We start from the raw sequence: 26,566 nt of genomic DNA on the forward strand, positions 1-26,566 counted from the left end.
GTGACCGAAGGCGTCGCAGCCGCACGGGCGGCGCTCGCCGCCGGCCGGCCCGCTCTGCTCTGGCGCCGCCAGGTCGCGGACACCGAGACTCCGGTGGCCGCGGCGCTCAAGCTGATCGAGCCCGGCCGCGGCGACTTCCTGCTCGAATCGGTCGAGGGCGGCTCGGTCCGCGGCCGCCACAGCCTGATCGGCCTCGCCCCCGACCTCGTCTTTAGCGCAACCGGCGCCGAGGCAGCGATCAACCCGCGCTGGCTGAGCGACCGGGAGGCTTTCACCCCCTGCCCCGAACCGGCGCTCGAAGCGCTGCGCGGTCTCGTCCAGAGCTGCCGGATGGATGTGCCGAGCGAACTTCCGCGCGCGCTCGCCTGCCTCGTCGGCTATTTCAGCTACGAGACCGTGGGCCTCGTCGAGAAGCTGCCGCGACCGCCGGCAAACCCGATCGGCGTGCCCGACATGATGTTCGTGCGGCCGACGGTGATCCTGATCTTCGACCGGCTCGCCGACACCCTGTTCCTCGTCGCCCCGGTCTGGCCCGATGCTGGCCGTGACCCCGCCGCGCTGATCCAGGCCGCCGCGGAACGCATCGACGCGACTGCCGCGCGTCTCGCGACCGCGCCGCTTCCGGCGCCGGTCCGCGCCGATCCGGCGGAAGTCGCGCTGACGCCGGTGCTCGAGCCGGGCCGCTATGGCGCGATGGTCGGGCGCGCCAAGGACTATATCGCGGCGGGCGACATCTTCCAGGTCGTGCTCGCCCAGCGCTTCACCACGCCCTTCGCGCTGCCGCCATTCGAACTCTATCGCGCGCTCCGCCGCGTGAACCCGTCGCCGTTCCTCTACCATCTCGACTTGCCGGGCTTCGCGCTCACTGGATCGAGTCCCGAAATCCTCGTCCGCGCCCGCGACGGCGAAATCACCATCCGCCCGATCGCCGGCACCCGCCCGCGCGGCAACACCGCCGCCGAGGACGAAGCCAACCGCGCCAGCCTGCTCGCCGATCCCAAGGAACGCGCCGAGCATCTGATGCTGCTCGATCTCGGCCGCAACGATGTCGGCCGCGCCGCCGCCGCAGGCAGCGTCCGCGTCACCGACAGCTATACCGTCGAATTCTACAGCCACGTGATGCACATCGTCTCGAACGTGGTCGGCACGCTGCGCCCCGGCAGCGACGCGCTCGACGCCTTGTTCGCCGGCTTCCCTGCCGGAACCGTCAGCGGCGCGCCGAAGGTCCGTGCCTGCCAGATCATCGCCGAGCTCGAACAGGAAACGCGCGGCCCCTATGCCGGCGGCGTCGGCTATTTCTCGCCCGACGGGTCGATGGACAGCTGCATCGTGCTGCGCACCGCGTTGGTCAAGGACGGCGTGATGCACGTCCAGGCCGGCGCCGGCATCGTCGCCGATTCGGATCCGGCCTCCGAGCAGCGCGAATGCGAAGCCAAGGCCGGCGCGCTCTTCGCCGCCGCGCGCGAAGCCGTGGCGCGGGCCCGCGAAGCAGGCTTCGGGCAATAGGTCGAAAATCCTCCCTCGCGCAGCGGGGGAGGTGGCGCCGCAGGCGACGGAGGGGGGGCCTCACCGCAAGCGCCTCGCTCGCGGAGACGCCCCCTCCACCACTTCGTGGTCCCCCTCCCCCGCTTCGCGAGGGAGGATTCGCTCAATCCTGCGGCGCGGTGGTCCGCGCGGCCTTGGCCTTCTGGTCCAGCCGCTCCTGATACCATTGCCGGATTGCCGCGCGGCTGCACCCGGTCTGGCCGCCGGAGCCCACCGGCGAGCAGCTGTTGGGCAGCCCGGCGCGGTTGAATTCCTCGACGCTCTCGACTCGGTTGGTCCATGCCTGGGCCGCGGCACCTTCGTCGGGCTGGTTCCGGAAGCGCTTGGGGATGCGATACGGCGAATCGCCGGCATCGGCGCACACCACCACTTCCTCGGGACTCTGCGCCGGCGGGCATTTCTCGTCGCCATAGAGCAGGATCGAGCGCACCCGCTTGGGCGGTCCGTCCTTCGTGCCGGCGTCCTGCGCGGCGGCGGGGCCAGCCACCAGCACGGCTAAGAGCAAGATGGAACGCATGGAAACTCCTTGAACAATACGACGCCTCTGCGCGCCCGTCGTTGCCGGCCCAGTGTGGCCGCGCCAAGGCAAAACTGGGCCAAGGCAATTGTGAGAAAGCGCGAAACGCCTTAACCGGACCTGCATGATCCTCGTTCTCGACAATTATGACAGCTTCACCTGGAACCTCGTCCATTATCTGATGGAGCTGGGTGCCGAAGTGCAGGTCGTCCGCAACGATGCGCTCACCGCGCGCGACGCGATCGCCAGCAACGCCCAGGCCTTCCTGATCTCGCCGGGTCCGTGCACGCCGAACGAAGCCGGGATCAGCCTCGACTTGGTTGCCGCCTGCGCAGAGCTGCACAAACCGTTGCTCGGCGTCTGCTTGGGCCATCAGGCGATCGGCCAGCATTTCGGCGGACAGGTGGTGCGCGGCGGGCTGATGCACGGCAAGACCTGCCCGGTCACGCATGACGGCACCGGCCTGTTCGAGGGCCTCCCCTCGCCCTTCACCGCGACTCGCTATCACTCGCTGATCGTCAGCGACATTCCGGCCGACCTGGTCGTCAACGCCACCGCCGACGACGGCTCGGTAATGGGCTTCCGCCACCGCGAGCTGCCGATCCACGGGGTGCAGTTCCACCCCGAAAGCATCGCCACCGAACACGGCCATGCGATGCTGGCCAACTTCCTGCGGCTGGCGGGGATCGAGGCAAAGGCGCTCGCCTGAGGCGGCTATTGGGTGGGAAGCGGACGCTACCCTCCCGCCAATACCCTCTTGATCGTTTGGGCGAGCAGAAAGACCAAACTTGCCACTACGGTCAGCAGCGCGATTAGCGCCAGCAACCTTGCAGCCGTGCTTACATCCGAGACCCCCATCGACATGGCGAGGACGAAGAGTGCGAAGCTCGCGGGTATCCAGAGGACGGCTACCGCGACCACCACGCCCACCAGCCAAGCTACCGGCGGACTCCACCTACTCTGCTTCATCGTCTAGCGGCCTCTTCCACAGCCTCGAATATCGAGCACCCCGGATGTCTGCAACTGGCGCGCTTCCTGCCAGTCCGCTTCTCGCATCCGCTCTGCCGCGCGCGAATGTCCGAGATTTGGGTGGAAGCGGACGTTTCCACAAATCAGACCAGTGGCTCGGATCGCTCATAGTGAATTGTCCAGATCGCTCCCAAAGCGGTAACACCAACCCACATGATTGCGCTCATCGTCACATCTCCGCCCCAACTTGCGACTTGAACGACGAGGAACAGGAACAAGAGTGCCGAGCCAAGGGCCAGCCTGATAAATGATCGAGCGGGCCGCTGCGCTCGCGTTTCGTTCAGCCAAAGCCCAACGCCGAAGGCACAAAGCACGACCGCATCGGTCACTGACCGGAACGATAGGCCCACGGTTGCGAAGAACATGACAGCAAGCCAAACCGGGAAATACCACGTCCGCCCTTTGGCCCCGCTCCGCTGTTTGCGCTCCATCCGACGACCATGCCACGACTTCGTGACGTCCGCTATTGGGGCGAAAGCAGACTTCGCAAATCCGCTGGCAAAATAGGATTTGTTCTGCTTACGTTTCAAGCATGCGTGCGCCGCCAACCCTCCTTCCTTCACCCGCGGGCGTCGGTGCCGCGTGGTCGCCGCGCTGGTGCCGCGTTGCTGGCGCGTCGGCGGCGCGCGGCTGGCGCGGGCGTGGCGCGCGTGCGACGCGCGCATGGCGCGTGGCTGCCGCCTTCCTGCCGCTTCCCAGGCGCGTTGGTGGCGCGAACCCGCCGCTTCCGGCGAAAAACCCGCTATCGAGTCAAGCGAGTCAACCGCGCCGGACTCGCGTCCGCATTCGCCTTCCTCAAAGGATCCGGGAGCGGGTCCATAACCCCGCGCAGCCTGGCTCGCCCGTCCGCCGGCAGGATTTGCTCGACTCATGGCCGCCCGGCCGGAATAGAGGCCGCGTGACTGTCTCGACGCTCCTCCCCGACCCGTCCTCGCCGCTCGCCCGCGAGACCGCCGCGCAAGCCTTTGCCGATATCCTCGACGGCAGCGTCCCCGAGCAAGCGATCGAGGCCTTCCTGATCGCGCTCAGCCTCCGCGGCGAGACCAGCATCGAGATCGCCGAGGCCGCGCGGGCGATGCGCAACCGGTTGATCCCGATCGCCGCGCCGCAGGGCGCGATCGACGTCTGCGGCACCGGCGGCGACGGCCATCACACGCTCAACGTCTCGACCGCGGTGAGCCTCGTCGTCGCGGCGTGCGGCGTGCCCGTCGCCAAGCACGGCAATCGCGCCGCCTCGTCCCAGGCCGGCGCCGCCGACACGCTCGAGGCCTTGGGCCTCGACCTCGATCGCGCCGCCGCGCGCGCCGAGGAGAGCCTGCACGAGCTGGGCATCGCCTTCCTGTTCGCCCAGCATCACCATCCGGCGCTGGCGCGGATCGGGCCGCTGCGCCGCCGCATCGGCCGGCGGACGATCTTCAACCTGATGGGCCCGCTCGCCAATCCGGCGCACGTCACGCGCCAGCTGATCGGCATCGCCCGCCCCGATTACGCACCGATCTATGCCGAGGCCTTGCTCCAGCTCGGCTCGGAGGCAGCCGCGGTCGTCTCGGGCGAAGAGAGCCTCGACGAGCTGTCCACCGCAGGCGCCAGCATCCTGGTCAATGTCGGCAGCGCGCGCCTGCCGACGCGCATCACCCCCGAGGATGCCGGCCTGCCGCGCCATCCGCTCGCCGCGATCCGCGGCGGTGACCCCGAATATAACGCGCTCGCACTTCGCCGCCTGCTGCTCGGCGAGACCGGCGCCTATCGCGACGCGGTGCTGCTCAACGCCGCTGCCGCCCTGATGGTCGCCGGCCGCGCCGACAATCTGGTCGACGGAGTCGAGGAAGCCGCCGAGGCGATCGACGCCGGGCTCGCCAATGCGCTGCTCGATTGCTGGATCGCCTTCGCATGAGCACGATCCTCGACAAGATCCTCGCCACGAAGCGCAGCGAAGTCGCGGCGCGCCGCGCCGCGCCGGCCGCGCCGGTCGCGCGCGGCGAGCCCTCGCCACCGCGCGGCTTCAAGGCCGCGCTCGATGCGAAGGTCGCGGCAGGCGGCTATGGACTGATCGCCGAGATCAAGAAGGCCAGCCCCTCCAAAGGCCTGATCCGCGCCGATTTCGATCCGCCCGCGCATGCCAGCGCCTATCAGGCGGGCGGCGCCGCGTGCCTGTCGGTACTCACCGATCAGGAATATTTCCAGGGGCATGAAGCGTATCTGATCGCGGCGCGCGCAGCGTGCGACCTGCCGGTGATCCGCAAGGACTTCATGGTCGACCCCTGGCAAGTTGCGGAATCGCGCGCGATCGGAGCCGATGCGATTCTGATCATCGTCGCCGCGCTCGACGACGGCCCGATGGCGGAGATCGAAGCCGCCGCCATCGCGCTCGACATGGACGTGCTCGTCGAGGTCCACGATGCGCACGAACTCGAGCGCGCACTCCGCCTCAGGTCGCGGCTGATCGGGGTGAACAATCGCAACCTGAAGACGTTCGAAGTCGATCTTCAGAAAACCTACGAACTCGTCCGCCGCGCACCGAAGGATTGCACCTTCGTCGCCGAGTCCGGCCTGACCAGCCGCGCCGATCTCGACGCGATGGCCGAGCACGATATCCGCTGCTTCCTGATCGGCGAGTCGCTGATGCGTCAGGCCGATGTCGAAGCCGCGACCCGGGCGCTGGTCGGATGACCGAACTCACCCATCTCGACGAATCCGGCGCCGCGCGCATGGTCGATATCGCCGGCAAGCCCGTCACTGCCCGCGAGGCGGTCGCCACTGGCCGCATCACCATGTCCCCCGAAGCCGCCGCGGCGATCCGCGCGGGTGCCATCCAGAAAGGCGACGCCCTCGCCACCGCGCGGATCGCCGGGATCATGGCCGCCAAGAGAACCGCCGACCTGATCCCGCTCTGCCACCCGTTGCCGCTCACGCGCGTCGCAATCGATCTCGCGCCCGATGCGGCCGGCGTGACGGTCACCGCCACTGCGGCGACCGAGGGAAAGACCGGGGTCGAGATGGAGGCGCTCACTGCAGCGAGCGTCGCGTTGCTGACTCTCTATGACATGGCCAAGGCGATCGATAAGTCTATGGTAATAAACGATATTCGCTTGCTCTCCAAGACGGGCGGCAAATCCGGCGACTGGTCGGCCTAATTAATTGTCGCACCCGGATTGTCGGCGCGTGATTAGGGATTTCACAACCGCTTAAATTAACCCGCCTTTCAGCCCCTTTAAGCAATGTCGCCGCCACGACCGAGTGGGAAAAATTGGTGATGATTCAGGCACTCAGGTCCGCAACGGTGTTTTCGCTGGCGTCGGAGGCGCCGCGTGCGGCGCGGCATCAGCCCGATGCGCAGGCAGCGTTCGACGCCGCTTTTCTCGTCAGCGACTGCGAGCGCTTTGCCTGCTCGCTCGAGCGGCTGTCGTCGGCGGGAGCGACGCTCCAGATCCACGCGCAGCTCGCCGAGGCTGAGCCGCTGCACCTCGAAATGGCCAGCGGACAGACGATCGCCGGCAAGGTCGACTGGTGCGCCGAGGGCGAGATCGGCTTCCTGTTCGACGAACCCATCGACATCATCGGCACGCTCGCACGCACGCTGGCGAACCTCCCCTGCGAACGCCGCAACATGCCGCGAGTCGAGATCCAGCAGCTCGTCGCGATCCGGCGCGGCGGCAAGGTCGAGCACGCCCGCGCGCGCAACATCTCGCAAGGCGGCGCCGGTATCGACACCGGTATCGAGCTCGCGGTCGGCGATGCGGTAACGCTCACCTTCGACTCGCTGCGCCCGCTCGAAGGAACGGTGCGCTGGGTACAGGACGGCCATGCCGGTATCGCCTTTGGCCAAGAATTGGGATGGCAGACGCTGATGCCGTGGCTGCGCCAGGCCCAGCGCGTGCAGGCGGCCCCTGCCCCTGCAGCGGCCGCACCGACGCCGGCCAACCCCGGGGGCGGGACCATGATCCCCGACAAACACGCGATCCGCCTCGACGCGCCGGCCAGCGTCCGCGAAGGCGTGCGCTGGTGGAATGCGCGCGTTCGCGGACTGACCGCGCACCTTGTCGAGCTCGAGACTCAGGCAGTGTTCGCGCCCGGCGCGCAGCTGTGGGTGTCGCTCCCTGAGATAGGCGGCGGACCGGCCAATGTGATCGAGGCCTTGGGCAACCGCATCCTCTGCGAGTTCCGCCTCCCGCTCCGCCCACGCCAGCTGAGCCTGGTCTCGGCGAGCCAGGCGCCCCGCTGAGCCCTTGCGCCCGCGGCGCTTCCCGGCACAAGGCTGACGCGATGGCACCCCTCCTCCCCCTCTCCGAAGCCTGGTCGCGCCTGCTCGCGCTCACGGCGCCGCTGCCGGTCGAACGGGCACCCCTCGCCGCGGCTTTTGGCCGCTGGGCGACAGAGGATATCCACGCCCGACGCACCCAGCCGAGCGCCGACCTCTCAGCGATGGACGGCTACGCAATCCGCTTCGCCGATTTGCCGGGTCCGTGGCGGGTGGTCGGCGAAAGCGCCGCGGGCCGCGGCTTCGCTGGCGAAACGGATTCCGGCGACGCCGTCCGTATCTTCACCGGAGCCCCGATGCCCCGCGGGACCGACACCGTGCTGGTACAGGAGGAGGCGGCACGCGAAGGCCTGGCTTTGCACCTCGCTGGAGAGGGACCTGCCACGCTCGGCCGCAACGTTCGCCGCCGCGGTCTCGACTTCCACGAAGGCGATCTGCTCATCCGCGCCGGCGAGCGCTTCACCCCCGCTCGCCTCGCTCTGGCCGGTGCCGCGGGACACGGTGAAGTCGCGGCACATCGCCGGGTGCGCGTTGCGATCGCCGCAACCGGTGACGAACTGGTCGCACCGGACGCTTCGATCGGCCCGGACCAGCTCCCCGAGACCAATCGGCTGATGCTCGCGGCGCAGCTCGCCGGCCTGCCGGTCGACCTGATCGATCTCGGCATCCTCCCGGATTGCAAGCAAACGTTGGAAAACGCTTTCCGCGCGGTCGATGCGGATCTCCTCGTAACCAGCGGCGGCGCGTCGGTGGGGGACCACGACCTCGTCCGGCCCGCGCTGGAGGCAGCGGGCGCCACGATCGATTTCTGGCGGATCGCCCTTCGCCCGGGCAAGCCGATGATGGCGGGCCGGCTCGGCTACACGATCATACTCGGCCTGCCGGGCAACCCGGTCTCAGCGTTCGTCACGGCCCTGCTCTTCGTACGTCCGCTCGTCGCGCATCTCGCGGGGGCCGCCGATCCCCTGCCCCGCACCCGCATCGCGACGCTGGGCGAGCTACTCCCCGCCAATGGCGAACGCACCGATTATCTTCGCGCCGAAATCCGCGACGGCCGCGTCCTTGCGTCGACGCTCCAGGATAGCGCGATGCTCCGGGCGCTCGCCCGCGCGACTTGCCTGATCGTCCGCGAACCCCATGCTCCTGCGGCGAAAGCGGGCGACTCGGTAGAAATCCTCGACCTCGCTTGACAAGCGGCCGGAACATTGCATAAACGTTCCTTGTCTGTTCTGGACAGGAGAATCTGGATGCTCACTCGCAAGCAGCACGAGCTCATCTGCTTCATTGCCGATCGACTGGCCGAGACCGGCGTTTCGCCTTCGTTCGAGGAAATGAAGGAAGCGCTCGATCTCAAATCCAAGTCGGGCGTGCATCGGCTGATCAGCGCGCTGGAAGAACGTGAGTTCATCCGTCGCTTGCCCAATCGAGCGCGCGCGCTCGAAGTGCTGCGCGTGCCCGAGCGAGCCATCGACACCAGGAAGTCCGCCGCGGCTAAAGGTGATAAATCGAGCCCGGCGTCCGCAACGCTGCCGAGGCCGGCCAACGACGTCGTCGAGATCCCGCTTCACGGCCGCATCGCGGCGGGTACGCCGATCGAAGCGCTCGAAGGCTCGACCATGCTTCCCGTGCCCGCTGCATTGCTGGGCGCAGGCGAGCATTATGCGCTCGAAGTTGCGGGTGACTCGATGGTCGAGGCAGGCATTCTCGACGGCGACTATGCGCTGATCCGCCGCACCGAGACCGCACGCGACGGCGAGATCATCGTCGCGCTGATCGACGATGCCGAAGCCACGCTCAAATATTTCCGCAAGGAAGGTGCAATGGTAAGGCTCGACCCGGCCAATCGCGACTATAGTGCGCAGCGCTATCGCCCGGATCAGGTGCGCGTTCAGGGTAAGCTAGCGGGGCTATTGCGGCGCTATTGATCGACCGGCGGCCGCCGCTCGCTGTCGGGGGCAGTGAAGGGTGGCTGTACGGTCAATGGATCCAGCCACGGGTGCGATCCACCGCGCCGGACGGTTCGCACCCGTGCATCGGCGAAGGTGATCGCCAACCCGCCGGTTTTCGCCAGCGTGTCGCGATCGAGCTTCAGCCAGCGCGGCGTACAACCGGGCGGCAGGCGGCGCTCGCTCACCACCACATCGGCGGACCCGCAGGCCGCGATCATCTCGCGCCACGGCACCAGATAGCCGCTCCGCGTGGCGAGGATCCGCCAGCGGCGTGCGCCAGCCATGACTTCGACGAGGCAGAGATCGGGGCTGCAGCGTGCGCCGGGCAATTCGGACAGCAAGGCGAGTTGCGCCTCCTCTGCCCCGCTATTCTCGCCGAGCATCGAGCGGGTATAGTCGCCAGCGCGGTCGCGCAGCAGCGCCATTTCCCCGCTCGTCATGCGGATCGCCAGATGCCGGCCGTCGCCGGTGACGAGAAGGTCGGGCGGCGGCGTCAGCAGCGCCCATGCCAGCCCGATCGCGAACGGTGCCGCCCCCGCCCAGCGCACGCGAGTGCGCCACAAGGCGGCCCACAGCCCTCCCACTGCGATCAGCGCATAGGCGCCGCCGGGCATCGCCGGCAACGCGGCCACTGCGCCCGGCGCCGACGCAGTCGTGTGTGCCAGCCACAGCAGCAGATCGAGCGCCTGCGCCGTGAGCCACCAGACCGGCGCGCCGATCCCCGCCAGGTCCAGCGCCAGCGCCAGCGCCTCGAGCGGCATGATCACGAAGGTCGTCAGCGGGATCGCGACGATGTTGGCAAGCGCGCCATAGACGCCCGCTTTGTGGAAGTGGAACAGCCCGATCGGCATCAGCGCAAGCTCGACGGCGACTCCCGTCAGCAGCAGCGAACACAGCCCGCGAAGCAATCGCCGCCCGCGTCCCTCCTCGCGCGGTTTGAACCAACCGCGCACCCGCGGGCTCTCGTGCAGTGCGACGATCGCAGTCACTGCGGCGAAGCTGAGCTGAAAGCTGGGTCCGGCCAGCGCCTCCGGCCAGAGCAGCAGCACGACGAACGCACCTGCAGCCACCAGTCGCAGGGTAATCGCCTCGCGCCCGAGACTGAGCGCCAGCAGAACCAGCAATGCCGCCGCGCACGAACGAATCGTCGGCACTTCGGCACCGGTCAGCAACGTGTACCCCACTGCCGCCAATGCCCCCGCTCCTGCCGCGACCAGCGGCAATCGCCAGCGCAAGGCGAGCGTCGGGCTCAGCGCCAGCAGCCGCAGCACCAGCAGCATCGCCGCGGCGGTCACGGCAGTGACGTGCAATCCGCTCACCGAGAGCAGATGCGCGAGGCCGGAGCGTCGCATCGCCTCCGAATCTTCCTCGGCGATCGCGCCCTGGTCGCCGGTGGCGAGCGCGCTCGCGATCCCGCCGCCGCTGCCGGCAATTCTCGACTGGATATGGTTCGAGAGACGCGTCCGCAGATCTGCGCTCGGCGCGGCGGCGGCGGTGACGATCTCGACCGGCCCGAAGCCCTTCCCCGTTGCGCCCAACCGGGCAAACCAGGCAACGCGAGCGAAATCATAGGCGCCGGGAACCGCCGCGGTCGGCGGGGGCATCAGCCGCGTGCGCAGCCGGATCACGGCCCCGCGCGCAATTCCCGCCACTGCGTCGGCGGTGGTGAGGTTGATGCGCAGCCGCGGCGGAAGATCGGCATGCCCGACCGGCGCCAGCGTGACGCGCACCATGTCGCGCGCCGGAAGCTCTTCGACTCGTTCGACCCGCCCGGTGACGAGCACCACCGCCGGCCGCGCGAGAACCGGCGCAGCAACGCGTTCGCTGCGCCACCAGATCAGCGCGCACCCCGCGGCCAGCGCAAATCCCGCAATCGCCACTACCCGCGGCGCCCTGCTCCCGCCCGGCAGAGCGACCGCCACCATCGTCAACGCAACGCCGCCCAGGATGAACCCGATCCAGCGCGGCGCATCGGGCAGCAGGAACCATGCCGCGATCCCGGCACCGAGCATCACCGGCAGCCACAGCACCAGCTGCTCGCGTTCCGCCTCCAGCCAATCCTCGGTGCGGGCAATGCCGTGGTGAAGCGCCGCCCTCGCCCCCATTTGAAGGGCGGGCAACCCCGTGCTAGGGGCCTCGGCGGCTGAGCTGGCCATCGATTTTACAGTCTGGGAGCACGCGCGGTTGAGCGCAACGTCTGAAACAGCCGCCGGCAAGCCCGTCGTCACGCGCTTCGCGCCCTCGCCTACCGGGTACCTCCACATCGGCGGCGCCCGCACGGCGCTGTTCAACCTGCTGTTCGCCCGCCATCACGGCGGCAAGTTCCTGTTGCGTATCGAGGATACCGATCGCGCCCGCTCGACCGAGCCGGCAATTGCGGCGATCCTAGACGGGATGCGCTGGCTGGGGCTCGATTGGGACGGCGAGGAAGTCTATCAGGCCACCCGTGCCGCGCGCCACGCCGAGGTCGCCCACGCGATGCTCGCCAACGGCCACGCCTATAAATGCTTCGCCACCTCCGAAGAGCTCGAGACGATGCGCGCGGAGCAGCGCGCCAACAAACAACCTTTGCGCTATGATGGCCGCTGGCGTGACCGCGACGCCAGCGAAGCCCCCGAAGGCGCCCCCTTCGTCCTCCGCCTCAAAGCGCCGCGCGAGGGCAGCGTGACGATCCAGGATCAGGTCCAGGGCGCGGTCACCGTCAACAATAGCGAGCTCGACGACATGGTCCTGCTCCGTTCGGACGGCACGCCGACCTATATGCTCGCGGTAGTGGTCGACGATCACGATATGGGCGTCACCCACGTCATCCGCGGCGACGACCATCTCAACAACGCCTTCCGCCAGCTCCCGATCTACCGCGCGATGGGCTGGGACGAGCCGATTTACGCGCACATTCCGCTGATCTTCAATCCCGACGGCACCAAGATGTCGAAGCGCAAGAACGCAGTGGCGGTCGATGATTATCGCGACCAGCTCGGCCTGCTCCCCGAAGCCGTCTCCAATTATCTCCTCCGCCTCGGCTGGGGCCATGGCGACGACGAGATCATCGGCCGCGAGCAGGCAATCGAATGGTTCGATCTCGCCGGCGTCGGCAAGAGCCCGTCGCGCTTCGATCTCAAGAAGCTCGAAAATCTCAACGGCCACTATATCCGCGCCAGCGATGATGTGCGGCTCGCCGAATTGGTCGCCGCGCGGCTGCCTTTCGAAATCTCGGAATCGCAATCGACCTTGCTCGTCGCGGCGATGCCCTCGCTCAAGCCGCGCGCGGCGAATCTCAACGAGATCGCCGACGGCGCGATGTTCCTTTTCAGGACACGCCCGCTGGAACTCGACGAGGGTGCCAGGGCGTTGCTCGAAGGCGATGCGCCCGCGCTATTGTTTCGGATCCATGTCGCGCTTGACGCGGCGCGAAGCTGGGATACGGAGGCGCTCGAAGCGGCGGTACGCACCGTCGCCGACGATGCGGGGGTCAAGCTCGGCGCCGTCGCGCAGCCTTTGCGCGCGGCACTCGTTGGGCGACGAACCTCTCCGGGGATATTCGACGTGCTGGCGTTGCTGGGGCGGGAGGAAAGCCTGGCCCGAATCGCCGATCAAATGACCAAGCCCGCCTGATCCGGGCCAGACAAGGACGACGTGTATGAGCGATACCGCGAAGCTTCAGGTTCCGGGTAAGGAAGTCGAATACCCGATCCTCACGGGCAGCGTCGGCCCCGACGTCATCGACATCCGCAAGCTCTATGCCCAGACCGGCACGTTCACCTACGACCCCGGCTTCACTTCGACTGCATCGTGCGAATCGGGCCTGACCTATATCGATGGCGACGAGGGCGTGCTGCTCCACCGCGGCTATCCGATCGGGCAGCTTGCCGAGCAGTCGAGCTTCATGGAAGTCGCCTATCTCATGCTCAACGGCGAGCTGCCGGGGCAGGACGAGCTCGCCAAGTTCAACACCACGATCACCCGCCACACGATGCTGCACGAGCAGCTCGCGACCTTCTATCGCGGCTTCCGTCGCGACGCGCATCCGATGGCGGTGATGTGCGGCGTCGCCGGCGCGCTCTCGGCCTTCTACCATGATTCGACCGACATCACCGATCCCAAGCAGCGCATGATCGCGTCGCACCGGCTGATCGCCAAGATGCCGACGATCGCGGCGATGGCGTACAAGTACAGCGTCGGCCAGCCGTTTCTCTATCCGGACAACCGCCTGTCCTACACCGGCAACTTCCTGCGGATGACCTTCGGCGTCCCCGCGGAGGAATATGTCGTCAATCCGGTGGTGGAAAAGGCGCTCGACCGCATCTTCATCCTCCACGCCGATCACGAGCAGAACGCGTCGACCTCGACCGTGCGGCTCGCCGGCTCGTCGGGCGCCAACCCGTTCGCATGCATTGCGGCGGGCATCGCCTGCCTGTGGGGCCCGGCGCACGGCGGCGCCAACGAGGCCGCGCTCAACATGCTCCATGAGATCGGCCGCCCCGAGCGCATTCCCGAGTTCATCGCGCGCGCCAAGGACAAGAACGATCCGTTCCGCCTGATGGGCTTCGGCCACCGCGTCTACAAGAATTACGATCCACGCGCGACGGTGATGCAGAAGACCGTCCGCGAAGTGTTCAAGGAACTCAACGTCTCCGATCCGGTGTTCGACGTCGCGCTCCAGCTCGAGGAAATGGCACTCAAGGACGATTATTTCGTCGAGAAGAAGCTGTTCCCCAACGTCGATTTCTATTCGGGGGTGATCCTCTCGGCGATCGGCTTCCCGACGACGATGTTCACTGCGTTGTTCGCGCTCGCCCGCACCGTCGGCTGGGTCGCGCAGTGGAACGAGATGATCTCGGATCCCGAGCAGAAGATCGGTCGCCCGCGCCAGCTCTACACCGGCCCGACGCAGCGCGATTACGTCCCCGTCGACAAGCGCTGAGAAATGGCGTCGGGAAGCTGAGGCAGCTTTCCGACGCTGGCATCGTTACGCCTCCACAAGGAGAGCCAAGCTATGCCCGATCCTGGCGTGACGCGAGCGGACGAGCGGCGCCGTAAATGGATCGCGCTGGCAGCGCTGGCGCTTGCCCTCTGGATCGCGCACGACTTCCTGACCTCGTTGCTGTGGGCGCTCGTCCTCGCAGTGGCGCTTTGGCCGCTGCTCCGCGGCATGCGTGCCGATTCGCACGGCAACACGCCGGTCTGGGCGGCGCTGGGTATCACCGCAGCTACCGGCCTGGTCCTGATGCTCCCTCTCGCCGCCGCCGCCTTCGAAGCCGCGCAGGAGAGTGGCCTGGCAATGGCCTGGCTGCAACAGGCGCAGGCGTCCGGGATCCCGCAGCCCCAGTGGCTGGCCGGCATACCGCTGATCGGCGGACGGCTGACAGGCCTGTGGCAGCAATATCTCGCCACATCCTCGGGCACCGGGCGCCTCATCGCCCAACTCGACGCCAATACCGTGCTCGCCTGGACCAAGAATGTGGCGCTCCAGCTCGCCCAGGGCTCGCTGCTGCTCTTCGTTACGCTGGTCGCGTTGTTCACGCTGTTGCATCGGGGCGCGGCGATTGGCGCGCGCGGCATGGAGCTTGTCGCCCGCAGCGTCGGTCGCGACGGTGATGCGTTTGCCGAACGCATGGTCGATGCCATCCGCGTGACGGTGGTCGGCACGGTCTTCGTCGCGCTCGCCGAGGGTGCGCTGATCGGCGTGGGGTATGCCGTCGCCGGGGTTCCCAAGCCGGTGTTGTTTGCACTGATGACCGCCGCATTCGCGATGCTGCCTTTCGGCGCCTGGTTCGTCTTCAGCATCGCCGCCGCGGTGCTCCTCGTTGAAGGCTCCACCGTCGCCGCGGCTCTGGTCTTCATTTACGGTGCCGCAGTGATGCTGATCGGCGACAATATCGTTCAGCCTGCGCTGATCGGTCGCCGCGCGCAGCTCCCCTTCCTTCTCGCGCTGATCGGCATCTTCGGCGGAATCGGGAGCATGGGGCTCGTTGGGCTTTTCGTCGGGCCGGTGATCATGACCGCTTTGCTCATCGCCATACGCGAATGGCTCGACTGAACCTCAGGTGCCCATGATCCAACCGTGAAACGCCGTCATCGCGGGACTTGGCGCGCGCGACGTGAGCCAGGTCAGCCAATAGCGGCCGGTCACCACTTCGAGCGCGAACGGCCGAACCAACGATCCGTCGTCGATCGCCCGCCCCAGCATCACCGCCGGCGCCAGCGCCACGCCCGCCCCCTGCATCGCCGCCTCGGCCATCGCGAGCGACGAATCGAATACCGGCCCTCTGAGCGGAGGCACCGCCACTCCCGCAGCCTCGAACCAGCGCGTCCATTCGTCCGCCCGATACGAGCGCAGCAGCGACACCCCCAGCAAATCACGCGGTTCGCCCAGCCCGCGCGCCATCGCCGGCGTGCACAGCGGAGTCAGCGGCGCCGCCATCAGCGGCACAGCCTGTGTCGCGTGCCACGCCCCGTCACCGAAGCGAATTGCGTAATCGAGCCCCTCGCCGGCCAGGTCGACTCGGTTGTTGTTGGTGAACAGCCGCAGATCGACACGCGGATGCGCCGCGCGAAACGTCGGGAGCCGCGGCAGCAGCCAGCCGGTCGCGAAGGTCCCTACTGCCGCGACCGACAGCAATTGCGTCGCCTCGCCGCCAGCGATCCCCTCGAACAGTTCGGCGATCCGGTCGAAGCTCTCCGCCAGCGCCGGCTGCAGCGTCACGCCCTCGTCGGTCAAAGCGAGCCCGCGCGGCAATCGGCGAAACAATTGCACGCCCAGCCGCGTCTCGAGCGCCTTGACCTGATGGCTCACCGCCGCCTGCGTCACGCACAGCTCGATCGCGGCGCGGGTGAAGGAAAGATGCCGTGCCGACGCCTCGAATGCGCGCAGCGCGTTGAGCGGCAGATGCGGGCGGACCATCGCTCGCCCATAAGCTGATCTAATGGCTGAAGCCAGTTCGCGGAGCTCCACTCGAATCTGTACGGGAGACTACAATCCGATTCAGCAACGCGAAGTCTAACCCGGCTTAATTTCTCCTTTCTGCGGGATAAGAGGAGAACCCAAGATGAGGATTGCCAAGATCATCGCCGCCGCCGCGCTCGCGCTCACCGGCGTCACCGGCACCACCACCGCCGCAAGTGCGGCCCCGGTCACCATGGTCGCCGCCAGCGCCGCGGTGCAGGACTATGGCTATCGCGATCGCGACGACCGCCGCTTTCGGAACGACCGGCGCTACCGCGGCGATCGCCGCGACCGCAACTGGGATCGCGGGCGCGGCTATGACCGTGGCCGTCACTATCGCGGCCACCGTTCGCGCCGCGCCTGCTGGAACGAGTGGCGCCGTGGCCACCGCGTGACGGTCTGCCGCCGCCGCTAACTCCGAACGGGGCGCCTGCCGATCTCGGCGGCGCCTCGCTCACCCCCGCCAGGGCAGGCTGAAAAGGAACCGTGCGCCCATTCCCGGCGCGCTGTCGACGGTCAGGTCGCCGCCCATCGCCCGGGCGAGTCGCCGTGCGATATAGAGCCCAAGGCCCGAACCGCCCGGCTCGGTATCGTCGACTCGACCGAACTTCTCGAAGATCCGCGCATGGTCCTCGGGTGCGATTCCCTTCCCCTGATCGGCCACGATGACGCAGCCCCGGTCACCGTCACGCTCGAGCCGGATCCACACCATCGCGCCCGGCGGCGAATAGCGCACTGCATTGCCGATCAGATTGACCAGCACCTGCAGCGCCCGGCGAAATTCACCCGTTACCGGCAACACCTCGTCAAGCGGCGGCTTGTCGATCCGCACCTCGGTTTGCGCAGCGCGCACGCCGAGCAGCCCCGACGCCCGCCGGGCCACGTCGGCAAGGTCGAGCGGCTCTGGCGCTATCGCGAAATCGTCACGCTCGATCGCCTGAAGGTCGACCAGATCCTCGACGAGCCCGAGCAGATGGCGGCCGGCATTGGCGATGTCGCTGGCATATTCGGCGTAATCGGCCTTGAGCGGACCATCCAGCTGCGCGCTGATGCTGTCGGCATTTGCGATGATCTTGCCGAGCGGCCCGCGCAGCGCACGATCCAGCCGCTGGCTGAACGAATCGGGGAAGCCGCCGAACGCCGCGGCCGGCGCGGGCAGCGGTGCATCGGGCCCGAGCTCGGGCGGCAGCGGTGCGTCGAGCATGTGCGTCGCGCCGACAAAGCCCGCGAAGCGTCCGCCCGGATCGCTGCGCGGCGTGGCGGCCAGCCTTGCCATACGCCCGCTGCCGCGGATCTCGGCCTTCTGTCCGTCGAACTGCGCATGCGCCGCCACTGCGTCGAGAATCGGCAGATTGCCGCTTTCGTCCTGCTCGAGCCGGAACAGCCGGGTCAGCGGCTGGCCGAGCATCGTGCTCGAATCGAAACCATAACGGTCTCCCGCCTCGATCGAGAGGAAGGTGATTCGCAGCGACGCGTCGGTTTCCCACAGCCAGTCGGCGGCCGAGCGGAAGAAATCGCCTTCGCGCTCGAAATCGCTCGCCGTCGCCCGCCACGCCGGGCGCTGGCGCCAGCCGCTCACTTCGAGTCGAACGCCGCCGTCCTCCGGCTCGGCGCGGACCCACAGATCGAGATCGTCCTCGCCATCGGCGGCGACGACGTTGCGCGAGATCGCGATACCCAGCCGCTGGGCGAGCCGCGCCAGCGTGGCGATCTGCGGCACCGCCAGCGGCGCCCCCGGCTCGCCGCCGGCGCGCTGATTGAGCTCGGCCAGCCGGGGCTCGGCGTCGATCAGCCGCCCCTCGCGGTCGAGACGTCCGCAGGCGACGGGAAGCGCGCGATCGAGTGCGTTCATGCCGCGGCCCTCGTGCGCGCGAGCGCCAGCATCGCGGCGCGATAATCGGGATCGAGCCGCAGCGGCGCGATTGCCTCGCGCGCATCGTCGACCGGGATGGCGATGATCGAATCGAGTCGGTCGGCGAAGCGCTCGACATTGCGGCGCGGATCGGCCTCACACAGCGCGAAGCCGATCTGGGCCACGGTCTCGCGGCCAAGGTCGAGCGCGCGCAGCGCCAACCACAGCCGCTCGGCGGTCGAATCGAGGACGATCTCGCGCGCCAGCGGATAGCCGACGCCCAGCGCATGCGCGAGCAGGGCGATGAACAATACGATGCGGCGGTCGCCGAGCGCCTCGACGAGCAATTGCGGCAATGAGTCGGCCGGGGCGTCGATCGCCGCGGCGAAGCGCATCGCCGCCGCCTCGAGCCGACCGCCTTCGTCATATGCGGCGAGGCTGCGCTGCGCTGCGTCCGAAAGCGCGCGGTCGAGCGCCGGCAATGCGCCGTCGGCGACATCGCCGATGCGTTCGCGCAGTGCCGCCGTCACCCACCAGACCAGCCGGTGATGCAGCTCGGCAGGCAAGTCGGTATAGGTGAGCTGTGCCACATCGGGACCGCCGCGGCGCCGACTTTCGGCTACCAGAACCGCCATTGCGCCGCCGGCGAGCGCGCGATCGGGATCTTGGACGAATCGATTGACCAGGCTCGGGCGCCGGGGATCGTCGGGAGCACTCATCGGCAGCGCCGCCGCAATCGCGTCCTGGCGCACGCGCGCGATCAGCTCGGCCATCAGCCCGGCGTCGCGGAGCAGCCCCGAATGGAACAGCCTCTCGAACACCCCCGCCTCGGTCCGCAGTACCGATGCCGCGAGCCGGCTTTCGCCGCGCGAACTCAGCGATTGGGCGCCATGTTCGCGGATGTCGGCCTCGATCGTGTCGATCAGCGCACGGAGCAGCAACGCCAGCGCAATGCGCGTCCGCTCGTCCAGCCGCCCCTCGTCGGGAAGGAAGAAATCGTCGATCGCCACGGCCAGTGCGAGCGGGACGCGCGTCTCCGCAGCCGTCGCGGACGCGAGCAGCGGGGTGGCGCCGGCCTTGGCGCCGGGGTTCGTGTCGACGGGGTTATCCGACATCGGCCCCTGATAAGCGGATTGTGATTAAAGCGAAGCTAAGCTTTTTCGCGCGTGCCCTCAATCGCTGCAGCGAGCGTGGCAAACGCGTACAATGCGGCCGCGGCGAGCCCGAGCTGGACAAGCCCCGCCAGCGCAAAGGGCGTCAGCAGAAGCAAATGCGCCGAGGGACTCGCCCACCAGCGGCGGTGGCGCGAAGGCGTGCGCTCGACCAGCAATTGCGCGGCGAGCGCCACAAGCGCGAGCACCAGCGGCGTAGAAGTGTCGAGCCGGACGCGCTCCATCCAGCCGCAGCCTAGCGCGACGCCGCCGAACAGTGCCAGCAGCGCCGATTCGACGCGGCGCGCGCGTCGTTCCTCTCCGCGAAGCGCGGCCATCGCGCCACCAGTCGCCAGCACCGCCGCCGAAAGCAGCGCGGCAATCAGCCCGACTCCTTCCCAATCGTAGCCGATCGCCGCCAGCGAGAGCAGCGCGAGCACCCCGCCGGCCGCCTGCAGCCCCCAGGCGGGGAAGTTGCGCGCGACCAATTCGGGCAGTGCCATCCGTGCGATGCGCGTGAACAGCCAGCGATCGGCCCAGTCGATGCGGCGCTCGGTCAGCGCGGCGAGCACCCCGGTATTGCGCGCGGCAAGGCCCTCGGCGCTGTGCTCGACGGCATGGCCGCTGCGCAGCCAGCCCGCGGTGAGTGGAATATGCTCGGCGCCCGATTGCGCCGCGACGCGGAGCAGCGCAGACTGGAAATCGTAATCTTCGGGCATCTGCGCGATCTGCCCGAGCTGGCCGACCGAGATGCGAGCAACCCCCGCCCAGCAATCGCGCATGTCGAGCCGCTCGATCGCGGCAGGCGAGCCGGCATCGTCGGTGACGAGCAAAGCCTCGGGGCCTTCGTGCCCCATCCGGTCCATCACCGGATCGGTGGTGACCAGGCCGTCGGCCATGACCAGCACGCGTGCACCTTCGCCGATCTTCTCGGCGGCTTCCTCGGCCGAGCGCACGATCTCGACGCTGACGTCGCGCCGGCCCGCGCGGTTGACCGCGGCGAGCAGCGCCGGCGTCATCCGCCCGACCGCGACCAGCACCTGCTCCGCACCCGCGCCAATGAGCAGCCGGACCTGATATTCGAGCAAAGTCATGCCGCCGAACGGCAGCGTTGCGACGAGCGTCCCCGGACGGTCGTTCGCCTCCTCGATCGCAAAAATCAGCCCCGCCAGCATGTAGGGGTGGTTAGGGCCTCGAGCCGTCCTGCGCAATCAGTACAGCAGGAAAGGCTGCCGCACCTCGGCCCAGGCCCCCTCGTCAGGACGTGTTATCGCGTCGAGATCGCCTGCCCCGGCACCCGAATCCTCGACCCATTCGCGCAGGCCCGGGCCGCCGTTGATCACGTCGATCGCCAATTTGTCGAAGACATATTCGTAAGGGAAGTCGCGCCACAGCGAGTAATCGGGCGCGAGCCGCAGGATCGCCTTGAAGCCCAATGCCTGCAGCCGCCATGGCTGGAATGCCGCATGATCATAAGCAGGCCCCTCGGCGTGAAGGAACACGCCCGAGCAGAGCTGCCCGACATGCTTGTGAAAGGTCGGCTGGAACCAGAAGTCGCGCAGCGTGCAGCCGGTCAGCCAATCGGGCGCAAGACGCCGCATCTCGACAATCACTGCCTTGGCGTCCAGGTCCGGCGCCCCGAACAGCTCGAGCGGCCGAGTCGTCCCGCGCCCCTCGGACAGGGTCGTGCCCTCGAGCATCACCGTGCCGGCATAGGCCCGGGCCATGTTCACATTGGCGGCATTCGGGCTAGGGTTGATCCACGGCCGCTCGGCGGGCCAGCCGAAGCCGGGCCCCGTCTCGGGCGCCCAGCCCTCCATCGCGATAACGCGGTATGCGACATCGAGTTTGAAATGGTCGATGAACCAAGCGCCCATTTCGCCCAGCGTCATGCCGTGCCGCATCGGCATCGGCCCCGCCCCGACGAAGCTCTCCCAGCCGGACAGCAAGGTCAGTCCTTCGATCGGCCGCCCCGCCGGGTTGGGCCGGTCGAGCACCCACACTTCCTTGCCATGCATCGCTGCGGCTTCGAGTATGTAGAGCAAGGTGGTCACGAAGGTGTAGATTCGGCAGCCGACATCCTGCAGGTCGACAAGAATCACGTCAAACGTCCCCATCGACTGCCCCGTCGGCCGGCGTACTTCGCCGTACAGGCTGAATACCGGCATGCCGTAGGTCGGGTCGGTATAGTCGGGCGACTCCATCATGTTGTCCTGCAGGTCGCCGCGCACCCCGTGCTGCGGCCCGAACACCGCCGAGACATTGAGCCCGGTCGCGACCAGCGCGTCGAGCGAATGCGTGAGGTCCGCGGTGACCGAGGCGGGGTGCGCAAGCAGGGCCACCCGCTTTCCTTCGAGAGGCTTGCGCAGTTCAGGGTCGGCGAGCAGCCGATCGATACCGAATTTCATGGGAAAGCGAGGTGCCGCGAGTTGCAGTGCGACGCAAGCCGGATCATCGCGCCGTCTCATCGGTTGAGCCCGCTCCACCTTTGCCGGGAGCCAAGTCCATGATCCGTTCGATCCTCATCGGAATAGTCGCGGGATCGCGATCGATGATGCCGCTCGCCATGGTCGCCAATGCGGCGCGCGCCGGCCAGCTGCCGGCGGACAATGGCGCCCCCCGCTTCCTCGCCCATCCTCTGGTGTCGCTCGGCACCACCGCGCTCGCGACCTATGAACTGGTCGGCGACAAGCAAAAGGCCGCGCCTGACCGGATCATCCCGCCCGCGGTGGTGATCCGCAGCCTCAACGCTGCGTTCGCCGGGATGGCGCTCGCCCCGCGAAACCAGCGCTTCGCCGCCGCGGTGGTTACCGGCGCCACCGCGGTGATCGCCTCTTATGTCAGCTTCGCCCTGCGGATGCGGGCGATGCGCGACCATGGCCAGACCTCGACGGGGTTCGCGGAGGATGCAATCGTCGCGTCGGCCGCTCTCGCCGCGGTGCACGCGCCGCTATCCTGACGGCTCAAGCGCGCGCGTCCGCCGGCACTTCCCAAGCGAACCCGGCCTCATGATGGAAATCGGGTTTGCCTGCCGGATGCGCGAGCGACCAGAAGGAGCGCTTGCCGCCCGCCTCCTCGATCACCGCCGTCACACCGACGCACCAGTCGCCGTCGGGAAGCCCTGACAGGTCTACCGCCGCGCGCATCTCGCCGCCCCAATATTCGATCGCCGGCACGCTCAGCGGCAGTTCGGCCATGCCCGCGCGATAGCCGGTGAAACGGTAGGCCGCCCATTCGCCCGACGGGGCGAAGTTGAATTCGTAATAGCCTTCGCCGTCCTCCGGCCGGACGAACAGTTCGAAGCAGGTATGTTTCCACAATTCGTCGGCGCGCCGCGCCTGCCCGGTCGCCGGGATCACCAGATCCTCCCCGCCATCGACGCGATATTCGACCAGCCACCGGCCGTCGCCGCCGCATGCCAGCATCACATCGATGCCGCGCACCGATACGGGCACGAAATCGGGATGCGGCACCAGCGTCCCATTGCCCAATCCTCTCCCCAATTCACTTCCTCCATGCTAGGCGGCGCGGCATCATGACCGAATACCAGTCCGATCTGCTCCGCCTGCTCTCTTCGCGCGGCTATATCCACCAGGTTACCGACCCCCAGGGGCTGGATGCCCTTGCCGCGCGCCAGGTCGTTCCCGGCTATATCGGCTTCGATCCGACCGCGCCGTCGCTCCATGTCGGCAGCCTCGTCCAGATCATGCTGCTCCGCCGGCTCCAGCAGGCAGGCCACAAGCCGATCGTGCTGATGGGCGGCGGCACCGGCAAGGTCGGCGATCCCAGCTTCAAGGACGAAGCCCGCAAGCTGCTGACCGAAGAGACGATTTCGGGCAACATAGCCTCTATCAAGACCGTGTTCGAGAACTTCCTCACCTTCGGCGACGGCCCCGCCGACGCGGTGATGCTCGACAATGCCGAATGGCTCGACGCGCTCGAATACCTGCCGTTCCTGCGCGATTACGGCCAGCATTTCTCGGTTAACCGGATGCTCAGTTTCGACTCGGTCAAGCTGCGGCTCGATCGCGAACAGTCGCTGTCATTCCTCGAATTCAACTACATGATCCTCCAGGCCTACGACTTCCTCGAGCTGTCGCGGCGCCAGGCCTGCCGGCTGCAGCTGGGCGGCTCGGACCAATGGGGCAACATCGTCAACGGCATCGAGCTGTCCCGCCGCGTCGACGGCACCGAAGTGTACGGCGTCACCACCCCGCTGATCACCACGGCGGACGGCGGCAAGATGGGCAAGACCATGTCGGGCGCGGTGTGGCTCAACCCCGAGCAGCTATCGCATTACAATTACTGGCAGTTCTGGCGGAACACCGACGATCGCGACGTCGGCCGCTTCCTCCGCCTGTTCACCGACCTCCCGCTCGACGAGATCGCTCGGCTCGAAGCGCTCGAAGGCGCCGAGATCAACGAAGCCAAGAAGATCCTCGCCAACGAAGCGACTGCGATGTGCCGCGGCCCCGCCGCTGCCGCCGAAGCCGCCGAAACCGCGCGCCGGACCTTCGAGGAAGGCGCCGCCGGCGAGGCGCTGCCGAGCTTCGCCGTGCCCGGCGGCAGCATCCTCATCGTCGATGCGCTGGTCGGGCTCGGGCTGTGCGCCTCCAAGGGCGAAGCACGTCGCAAGATCGCCGAGGGCGCGATCAAGCTCGACGACCAGCCGGTAAGCGATCCGATGGCGAGCGTGGCTGTCACGGGCCAGGTCAAGATCAGTTTCGGCAAGAAGAAGCACGGGCTGCTCGTCCTCTCCTGAGCGTGCGCCCGTAAATCCCTGTTAAGCAGCTTTGTTTCAAGGGAATTCACACGGGGCGGATATCAAGTCACGCGTACCTCTAGAGTAAGCGAGGCGCGTGTGGGTTTGACCATCGGCAATCTGGCCATCGCCGACGACCGGCAGGAGATGCGCGACGACGTGCATTACCGCGCGCGCGCCTTCGGCCCCGATGCCCGCCAGCTCAGCTTCCTGGTCGTCAACATTTCGGCGCACGGGCTGATGGCGCGGTGCGAGACTCCGTTCGAGACCGGCGATCGCCTGCGCATCGTGTTGCCGGTGGCAGGCGCGGTGGTGGCGGAAGTCCGCTGGTGGCTCGGCGGCCGGCTCGGCTGCCAGTTCGATCCGGCGATTGACCTGGCGACCTATTACGAACTCATCGCGGGGCTGCTGAAGGGCAAATAACTCCGTTCATCCCGCTCGCAGCAACGCCACCGCCGCATCGCGCTCGAACAGATACAACGCCGTCCGCGCCGCCTCCCCGCGTGCGGTCTTCAACCCGCGATCCTGGTCCACCAGCAATCGCGCATCGGCATTGGCCGCGACGATCAGCGCCTGCATCATCTCGGGGGTAGCCAGCCGGAAGGTCTGCTCGCCCGATTGCCGCGTTCCCAGCAATTCGCCGCCGCCGCGCAGCTCGAGGTCGCGCTCCGCGATCAGAAACCCGTCATTGGTATCGCGCATCAGTGCCAGTCGCGCCCGGGACGTCTCGCTCAGCCCCGCCCCGCGCAGCAATACGCAATGCGACTTGCCCCCGCCCCGCCCGACCCGTCCGCGCAGCTGGTGAAGCTGGGCCAGCCCGAAGCGGTCGGCATGCTCGATCACGATCAGGGTCGCATTGGGCACGTCGACACCGACCTCGATCACCGTCGTCGCCACCAGCACGCCGATGCCGCCACCGGCGAAGCGGGCCATCACCGCGTCCTTCTCGGGCCCCTTCATCCGCCCGTGCACCAGTCCGACCTTGTCGCCGAACCGCAATTGCAGCTCCGCCGCGCGCTGCTCGGCGGCGGCGAGGTCGACCTTCTCGCTCTCCTCGACCAAAGGGCACACCCAATAAGCCTGCTTGCCCGATTCGAGGTGCCGCCCCAGCGCCGCGACGATCTCGCTCAGCCGATCTTCAGAGATCACGCTGGTATCGATCGGCTCGCGCCCCGGCGGCATCTCGTCGAGCCGGCTGACGTCCATTTCGCCATGCGTCGCGAGCTGGAGCGTGCGCGGGATCGGCGTCGCGGTCATCACCAGCAGATGCGGCGGCACTTGCGCCTTGGACTGGAGCATCAGCCGCTCGGCGACGCCGAAGCGATGCTGCTCGTCGACCACCACCAGCCCGAGATCCTTGTAGCGCACGCCCTCCTGGAAGATGGCGTGGGTGCCGACCAATATGTCGATCGAACCGTCGGCAAGCCCCATCAAGGTCGCCTCGCGAACCTTGCCCTTGTCGCGCCCGGTGAGGATCGCCACTCTTACATCCAGCCCAGAGAGCATCCGCGTAAGTGTCTCGAAATGCTGGCGCGCCAGGATCTCGGTCGGCGCCAGCATCGCCCCCTGCGCACCCGCTTCCGCCGCCACCAGCAGCGCCATCGTCGCCACTAGGGTCTTGCCCGAGCCGACATCGCCCTGGAGCAGCCGCAGCATCGGCTGGCTCTGCGCCATATCGCCTTCGATCTCGCGGATCGTCCGCGATTGCGCGCCGGTCGGTGTATAAGGCAGCTTCAGTCCATCGCGCAGCCGCCCGTCGCCGGCAAGCGGCCGCCCGCGCTTCGAGCGCGCCTCGCCGCGCACCAGCAGCAGCGCCAATTGGTTGGCGAAGATCTCGTCATAAGCCAGCCGCTCGCGTGCCTTGGCGTCGGCCGGATCGGCGTGAATCGCCGTCAGCGCCTCGCGCCAGCCAGCCCAGCCATGCTTCGCCCTCAGGCTCGGCTCGATCCACTCGGGCAATTCCGGCGCGCGCTCGAGGGCCTGCGTCGCCAGCGCGCCGATCCGTTTCGACGTGATCCCTTCGGAACACGGATACACCGCCTCGCGGCCCACCGACTGCGCTTCCTCGAGCGGCAGGACAAGATCGGGATGGACGATCTGCAACTCCTGGCCATAGGTTTCGAGCTTTCCCGAAACGAAGCGCGGCTCGTTCAGCGGCAGCAATTTCTTCGCCCAGCCCGAATTGCCCCCGAAAAACACCAGGCTGACGTAATTGCCTTTCGCATCCACCGCCTGCACCCGTGCCGGTGCCCGCGCGCTCCCGCCGAAACGATAATTCACTGCGGTCAGCGTGATCGCGATGATCCGCCCTGCATCGGCGGCGTCGAGTTCCTCGCGCGGCATGCGATCGATGAATCCGGTCGGCAGATGGAAGGCGACATCCACCGCCCGCGCCAGCCCGAGCCGCTCCAGCGGCTTGGCGAGCCCTGGGCCGATGCCCTTCAACGCGGTCACTTCCGCGAACAGTGGATTGAGAATGTCCGGCCGCATGTCTATCTGGCCCTACACCGAAGCTGGCGGTCGCTCAAAGCGCCGCCGGCCGATTTGCGTTGGAGAT

Annotated in this window: 25 protein-coding genes; 15 read left to right on the top strand and 10 right to left on the bottom strand. The window is 67.8% G+C overall.

Translation table 11 applies throughout. The features are described 5' to 3' along the window. Window positions 1-1,506 carry an anthranilate synthase component I gene (gene trpE / locus E5A73_RS19060; RefSeq protein ID WP_135965438.1) on the top strand — a complete coding sequence of 502 codons (1,506 nt, stop codon included), beginning with the start codon at window positions 1-3 and terminating at the stop codon, window positions 1,504-1,506. A gap of 142 nt (window positions 1,507-1,648) precedes the next feature. On the opposite strand, the gene E5A73_RS19065 is transcribed toward trpE, so the two are convergent. Then, complete coding sequence (locus tag E5A73_RS19065) at window positions 1,649-2,062, bottom strand: hypothetical protein (protein ID WP_135965439.1); 414 nt, start codon at window positions 2,060-2,062, stop codon at window positions 1,649-1,651. Window positions 2,063-2,186: 124 nt separating this feature from the next. On the opposite strand from E5A73_RS19065, the gene E5A73_RS19070 reads away from it, so the two are divergent. Beyond that, a complete protein-coding gene (locus E5A73_RS19070; RefSeq protein ID WP_135965440.1) occupies window positions 2,187-2,771 on the top strand; it encodes an anthranilate synthase component II in 585 nt (194 codons plus the stop codon). Between the two features lie 403 nt (window positions 2,772-3,174). Here the strand turns inward: E5A73_RS19070 and E5A73_RS19075 are convergent, their stop codons facing one another. Next, window positions 3,175-3,639, bottom strand: a complete 465-nt coding sequence (locus tag E5A73_RS19075; RefSeq protein ID WP_206366545.1) for a hypothetical protein — start codon at window positions 3,637-3,639, stop codon at window positions 3,175-3,177. 350 nt (window positions 3,640-3,989) lie between these two features. Here E5A73_RS19075 and trpD point away from each other — a divergent pair, with 350 nt between their 5' ends. The 6 genes from trpD (at window position 3,990) to lexA (ending at window position 9,274) form a co-directional block, all read left to right on the top strand. Next, window positions 3,990-4,985, top strand: coding sequence for an anthranilate phosphoribosyltransferase (gene trpD, locus E5A73_RS19080; RefSeq protein WP_135965442.1), 996 nt, complete (start codon window positions 3,990-3,992; stop codon window positions 4,983-4,985). After that, window positions 4,982-5,761 carry an indole-3-glycerol phosphate synthase TrpC gene (gene trpC / locus E5A73_RS19085; protein ID WP_135965443.1) on the top strand — a complete coding sequence of 260 codons (780 nt, stop codon included), beginning with the start codon at window positions 4,982-4,984 and terminating at the stop codon, window positions 5,759-5,761. The genes trpD and trpC overlap by 4 nt, the downstream gene beginning before the upstream one ends. Beyond that, on the top strand, window positions 5,758-6,225 hold the full coding sequence (moaC, locus tag E5A73_RS19090) for a cyclic pyranopterin monophosphate synthase MoaC (protein WP_135965444.1): 468 nt from the start codon (window positions 5,758-5,760) through the stop codon (window positions 6,223-6,225). Before trpC ends, moaC begins: the two co-directional genes overlap by 4 nt. 119 nt (window positions 6,226-6,344) lie before the next feature. Next, window positions 6,345-7,313, top strand: coding sequence for a PilZ domain-containing protein (locus E5A73_RS19095; protein WP_135965445.1), 969 nt, complete (start codon window positions 6,345-6,347; stop codon window positions 7,311-7,313). A 41-nt stretch (window positions 7,314-7,354) separates the two neighbouring features. Continuing rightward, window positions 7,355-8,539, top strand: a complete 1,185-nt coding sequence (locus E5A73_RS19100) for a molybdopterin molybdotransferase MoeA (RefSeq protein WP_135965446.1) — start codon at window positions 7,355-7,357, stop codon at window positions 8,537-8,539. 57 nt (window positions 8,540-8,596) lie between these two features. Next, the gene (lexA, locus tag E5A73_RS19105) at window positions 8,597-9,274 is read left to right on the top strand and encodes a transcriptional repressor LexA (protein ID WP_135965447.1); all 678 of its coding nucleotides are present in this window, start codon (window positions 8,597-8,599) and stop codon (window positions 9,272-9,274) included. On the opposite strand, the gene E5A73_RS19110 is transcribed toward lexA, so the two are convergent. After that, entirely contained in the window at window positions 9,268-11,403 is a 2,136-nt protein-coding gene (locus E5A73_RS19110) for a ComEC/Rec2 family competence protein (RefSeq protein WP_135965522.1), read from the bottom strand. The genes lexA and E5A73_RS19110 overlap by 7 nt on opposite strands. Before the next feature lie 79 nt (window positions 11,404-11,482). Between E5A73_RS19110 and gltX the strand changes: the two genes are divergently transcribed. From gltX to E5A73_RS19125, 3 genes are all read left to right on the top strand, one after another. After that, window positions 11,483-12,913: a glutamate--tRNA ligase gene (gene gltX, locus E5A73_RS19115; RefSeq protein ID WP_135965448.1), complete on the top strand. Its 1,431-nt coding sequence runs from the start codon at window positions 11,483-11,485 to the stop codon at window positions 12,911-12,913. A gap of 25 nt (window positions 12,914-12,938) precedes the next feature. Further along, complete coding sequence (locus E5A73_RS19120; RefSeq protein WP_135965449.1) at window positions 12,939-14,222, top strand: citrate synthase; 1,284 nt, start codon at window positions 12,939-12,941, stop codon at window positions 14,220-14,222. Window positions 14,223-14,294: 72 nt separating this feature from the next. Continuing rightward, window positions 14,295-15,338 (top strand): AI-2E family transporter, encoded by a 1,044-nt coding sequence (locus E5A73_RS19125; RefSeq protein ID WP_135965450.1) that lies wholly within the window; start codon window positions 14,295-14,297, stop codon window positions 15,336-15,338. 3 nt (window positions 15,339-15,341) lie between these two features. Here the strand turns inward: E5A73_RS19125 and E5A73_RS19130 are convergent, their stop codons facing one another. Continuing rightward, window positions 15,342-16,202, bottom strand: coding sequence for a LysR family transcriptional regulator (locus E5A73_RS19130; RefSeq protein WP_135965451.1), 861 nt, complete (start codon window positions 16,200-16,202; stop codon window positions 15,342-15,344). Window positions 16,203-16,347: 145 nt separating this feature from the next. On the opposite strand from E5A73_RS19130, the gene E5A73_RS19135 reads away from it, so the two are divergent. Continuing rightward, window positions 16,348-16,659, top strand: coding sequence for a hypothetical protein (locus tag E5A73_RS19135; RefSeq protein WP_135965452.1), 312 nt, complete (start codon window positions 16,348-16,350; stop codon window positions 16,657-16,659). Between the two features lie 39 nt (window positions 16,660-16,698). Here E5A73_RS19135 and E5A73_RS19140 read toward each other — a convergent pair whose 3' ends face one another. The 4 genes from E5A73_RS19140 to E5A73_RS19155 are packed head-to-tail and all read right to left on the bottom strand — an operon-like array spanning window position 16,699 to window position 21,655. Next, window positions 16,699-18,096: a sensor histidine kinase gene (locus E5A73_RS19140; protein WP_135965453.1), complete on the bottom strand. Its 1,398-nt coding sequence runs from the start codon at window positions 18,094-18,096 to the stop codon at window positions 16,699-16,701. Next, window positions 18,093-19,211, bottom strand: a complete 1,119-nt coding sequence (locus tag E5A73_RS19145; protein ID WP_135965454.1) for a DUF2336 domain-containing protein — start codon at window positions 19,209-19,211, stop codon at window positions 18,093-18,095. The genes E5A73_RS19140 and E5A73_RS19145 overlap by 4 nt, the downstream gene beginning before the upstream one ends. Window positions 19,212-19,246: 35 nt before the next feature. Then, entirely contained in the window at window positions 19,247-20,422 is a 1,176-nt protein-coding gene (locus E5A73_RS19150) for a hypothetical protein (RefSeq protein WP_135965455.1), read from the bottom strand. 36 nt (window positions 20,423-20,458) lie between these two features. Continuing rightward, on the bottom strand, window positions 20,459-21,655 hold the full coding sequence (locus E5A73_RS19155; RefSeq protein WP_135965456.1) for an exo-beta-N-acetylmuramidase NamZ family protein: 1,197 nt from the start codon (window positions 21,653-21,655) through the stop codon (window positions 20,459-20,461). 98 nt (window positions 21,656-21,753) lie between these two features. Between E5A73_RS19155 and E5A73_RS19160 the strand changes: the two genes are divergently transcribed. Continuing rightward, the gene (locus E5A73_RS19160) at window positions 21,754-22,206 is read left to right on the top strand and encodes a DUF4126 family protein (protein WP_135965457.1); all 453 of its coding nucleotides are present in this window, start codon (window positions 21,754-21,756) and stop codon (window positions 22,204-22,206) included. Between the two features lie 4 nt (window positions 22,207-22,210). Here the strand turns inward: E5A73_RS19160 and E5A73_RS19165 are convergent, their stop codons facing one another. Continuing rightward, a complete protein-coding gene (locus tag E5A73_RS19165; RefSeq protein WP_168356005.1) occupies window positions 22,211-22,750 on the bottom strand; it encodes a DOMON-like domain-containing protein in 540 nt (179 codons plus the stop codon). A 32-nt stretch (window positions 22,751-22,782) separates the two neighbouring features. Between E5A73_RS19165 and tyrS the strand changes: the two genes are divergently transcribed. Both tyrS and E5A73_RS19175 read left to right on the top strand, forming a co-directional pair. After that, entirely contained in the window at window positions 22,783-24,009 is a 1,227-nt protein-coding gene (gene tyrS, locus E5A73_RS19170) for a tyrosine--tRNA ligase (RefSeq protein WP_135965459.1), read from the top strand. 99 nt (window positions 24,010-24,108) lie between these two features. After that, a complete protein-coding gene (locus E5A73_RS19175) occupies window positions 24,109-24,432 on the top strand; it encodes a PilZ domain-containing protein (protein WP_240700278.1) in 324 nt (107 codons plus the stop codon). 6 nt (window positions 24,433-24,438) lie between these two features. Here the strand turns inward: E5A73_RS19175 and recG are convergent, their stop codons facing one another. After that, window positions 24,439-26,499, bottom strand: coding sequence for an ATP-dependent DNA helicase RecG (gene recG / locus E5A73_RS19180; RefSeq protein ID WP_135965460.1), 2,061 nt, complete (start codon window positions 26,497-26,499; stop codon window positions 24,439-24,441). Between the last annotated feature and the right edge of the window lie 67 nt (window positions 26,500-26,566).

The organism is Sphingomonas gei (genome assembly GCF_004792685.1).
In the GTDB taxonomy this organism is placed as follows: domain Bacteria; phylum Pseudomonadota; class Alphaproteobacteria; order Sphingomonadales; family Sphingomonadaceae; genus Sphingomonas; species Sphingomonas gei.

Bases quoted from the DNA above. Each gene is read 5' to 3' on its own strand.
- recG (WP_135965460.1), bottom strand. From the start codon at position 26,499: ATGCGGCCGGACATTCTCAATCCACTGTTCGCGGAAGTGACCGCGTTG.
- E5A73_RS19130 (WP_135965451.1), bottom strand. From the start codon at position 16,202: ATGGTCCGCCCGCATCTGCCGCTCAACGCGCTGCGCGCATTCGAGGCG.
- E5A73_RS19065 (WP_135965439.1), bottom strand. From the start codon at position 2,062: ATGCGTTCCATCTTGCTCTTAGCCGTGCTGGTGGCTGGCCCCGCCGCC.
- E5A73_RS19095 (WP_135965445.1), top strand. From the start codon at position 6,345: ATGATTCAGGCACTCAGGTCCGCAACGGTGTTTTCGCTGGCGTCGGAG.
- E5A73_RS19100 (WP_135965446.1), top strand. From the start codon at position 7,355: ATGGCACCCCTCCTCCCCCTCTCCGAAGCCTGGTCGCGCCTGCTCGCG.
- E5A73_RS19135 (WP_135965452.1), top strand. From the start codon at position 16,348: ATGAGGATTGCCAAGATCATCGCCGCCGCCGCGCTCGCGCTCACCGGC.
- E5A73_RS19155 (WP_135965456.1), bottom strand. From the start codon at position 21,655: ATGAAATTCGGTATCGATCGGCTGCTCGCCGACCCTGAACTGCGCAAG.
- trpC (WP_135965443.1), top strand. From the start codon at position 4,982: ATGAGCACGATCCTCGACAAGATCCTCGCCACGAAGCGCAGCGAAGTC.
- E5A73_RS19150 (WP_135965455.1), bottom strand. From the start codon at position 20,422: ATGCTGGCGGGGCTGATTTTTGCGATCGAGGAGGCGAACGACCGTCCG.
- E5A73_RS19160 (WP_135965457.1), top strand. From the start codon at position 21,754: ATGATCCGTTCGATCCTCATCGGAATAGTCGCGGGATCGCGATCGATG.
- E5A73_RS19125 (WP_135965450.1), top strand. From the start codon at position 14,295: ATGCCCGATCCTGGCGTGACGCGAGCGGACGAGCGGCGCCGTAAATGG.
- moaC (WP_135965444.1), top strand. From the start codon at position 5,758: ATGACCGAACTCACCCATCTCGACGAATCCGGCGCCGCGCGCATGGTC.
- lexA (WP_135965447.1), top strand. From the start codon at position 8,597: ATGCTCACTCGCAAGCAGCACGAGCTCATCTGCTTCATTGCCGATCGA.
- E5A73_RS19145 (WP_135965454.1), bottom strand. From the start codon at position 19,211: ATGTCGGATAACCCCGTCGACACGAACCCCGGCGCCAAGGCCGGCGCC.
- E5A73_RS19070 (WP_135965440.1), top strand. From the start codon at position 2,187: ATGATCCTCGTTCTCGACAATTATGACAGCTTCACCTGGAACCTCGTC.
- tyrS (WP_135965459.1), top strand. From the start codon at position 22,783: ATGACCGAATACCAGTCCGATCTGCTCCGCCTGCTCTCTTCGCGCGGC.
- E5A73_RS19140 (WP_135965453.1), bottom strand. From the start codon at position 18,096: ATGAACGCACTCGATCGCGCGCTTCCCGTCGCCTGCGGACGTCTCGAC.
- E5A73_RS19120 (WP_135965449.1), top strand. From the start codon at position 12,939: ATGAGCGATACCGCGAAGCTTCAGGTTCCGGGTAAGGAAGTCGAATAC.
- E5A73_RS19110 (WP_135965522.1), bottom strand. From the start codon at position 11,403: ATGGGGGCGAGGGCGGCGCTTCACCACGGCATTGCCCGCACCGAGGAT.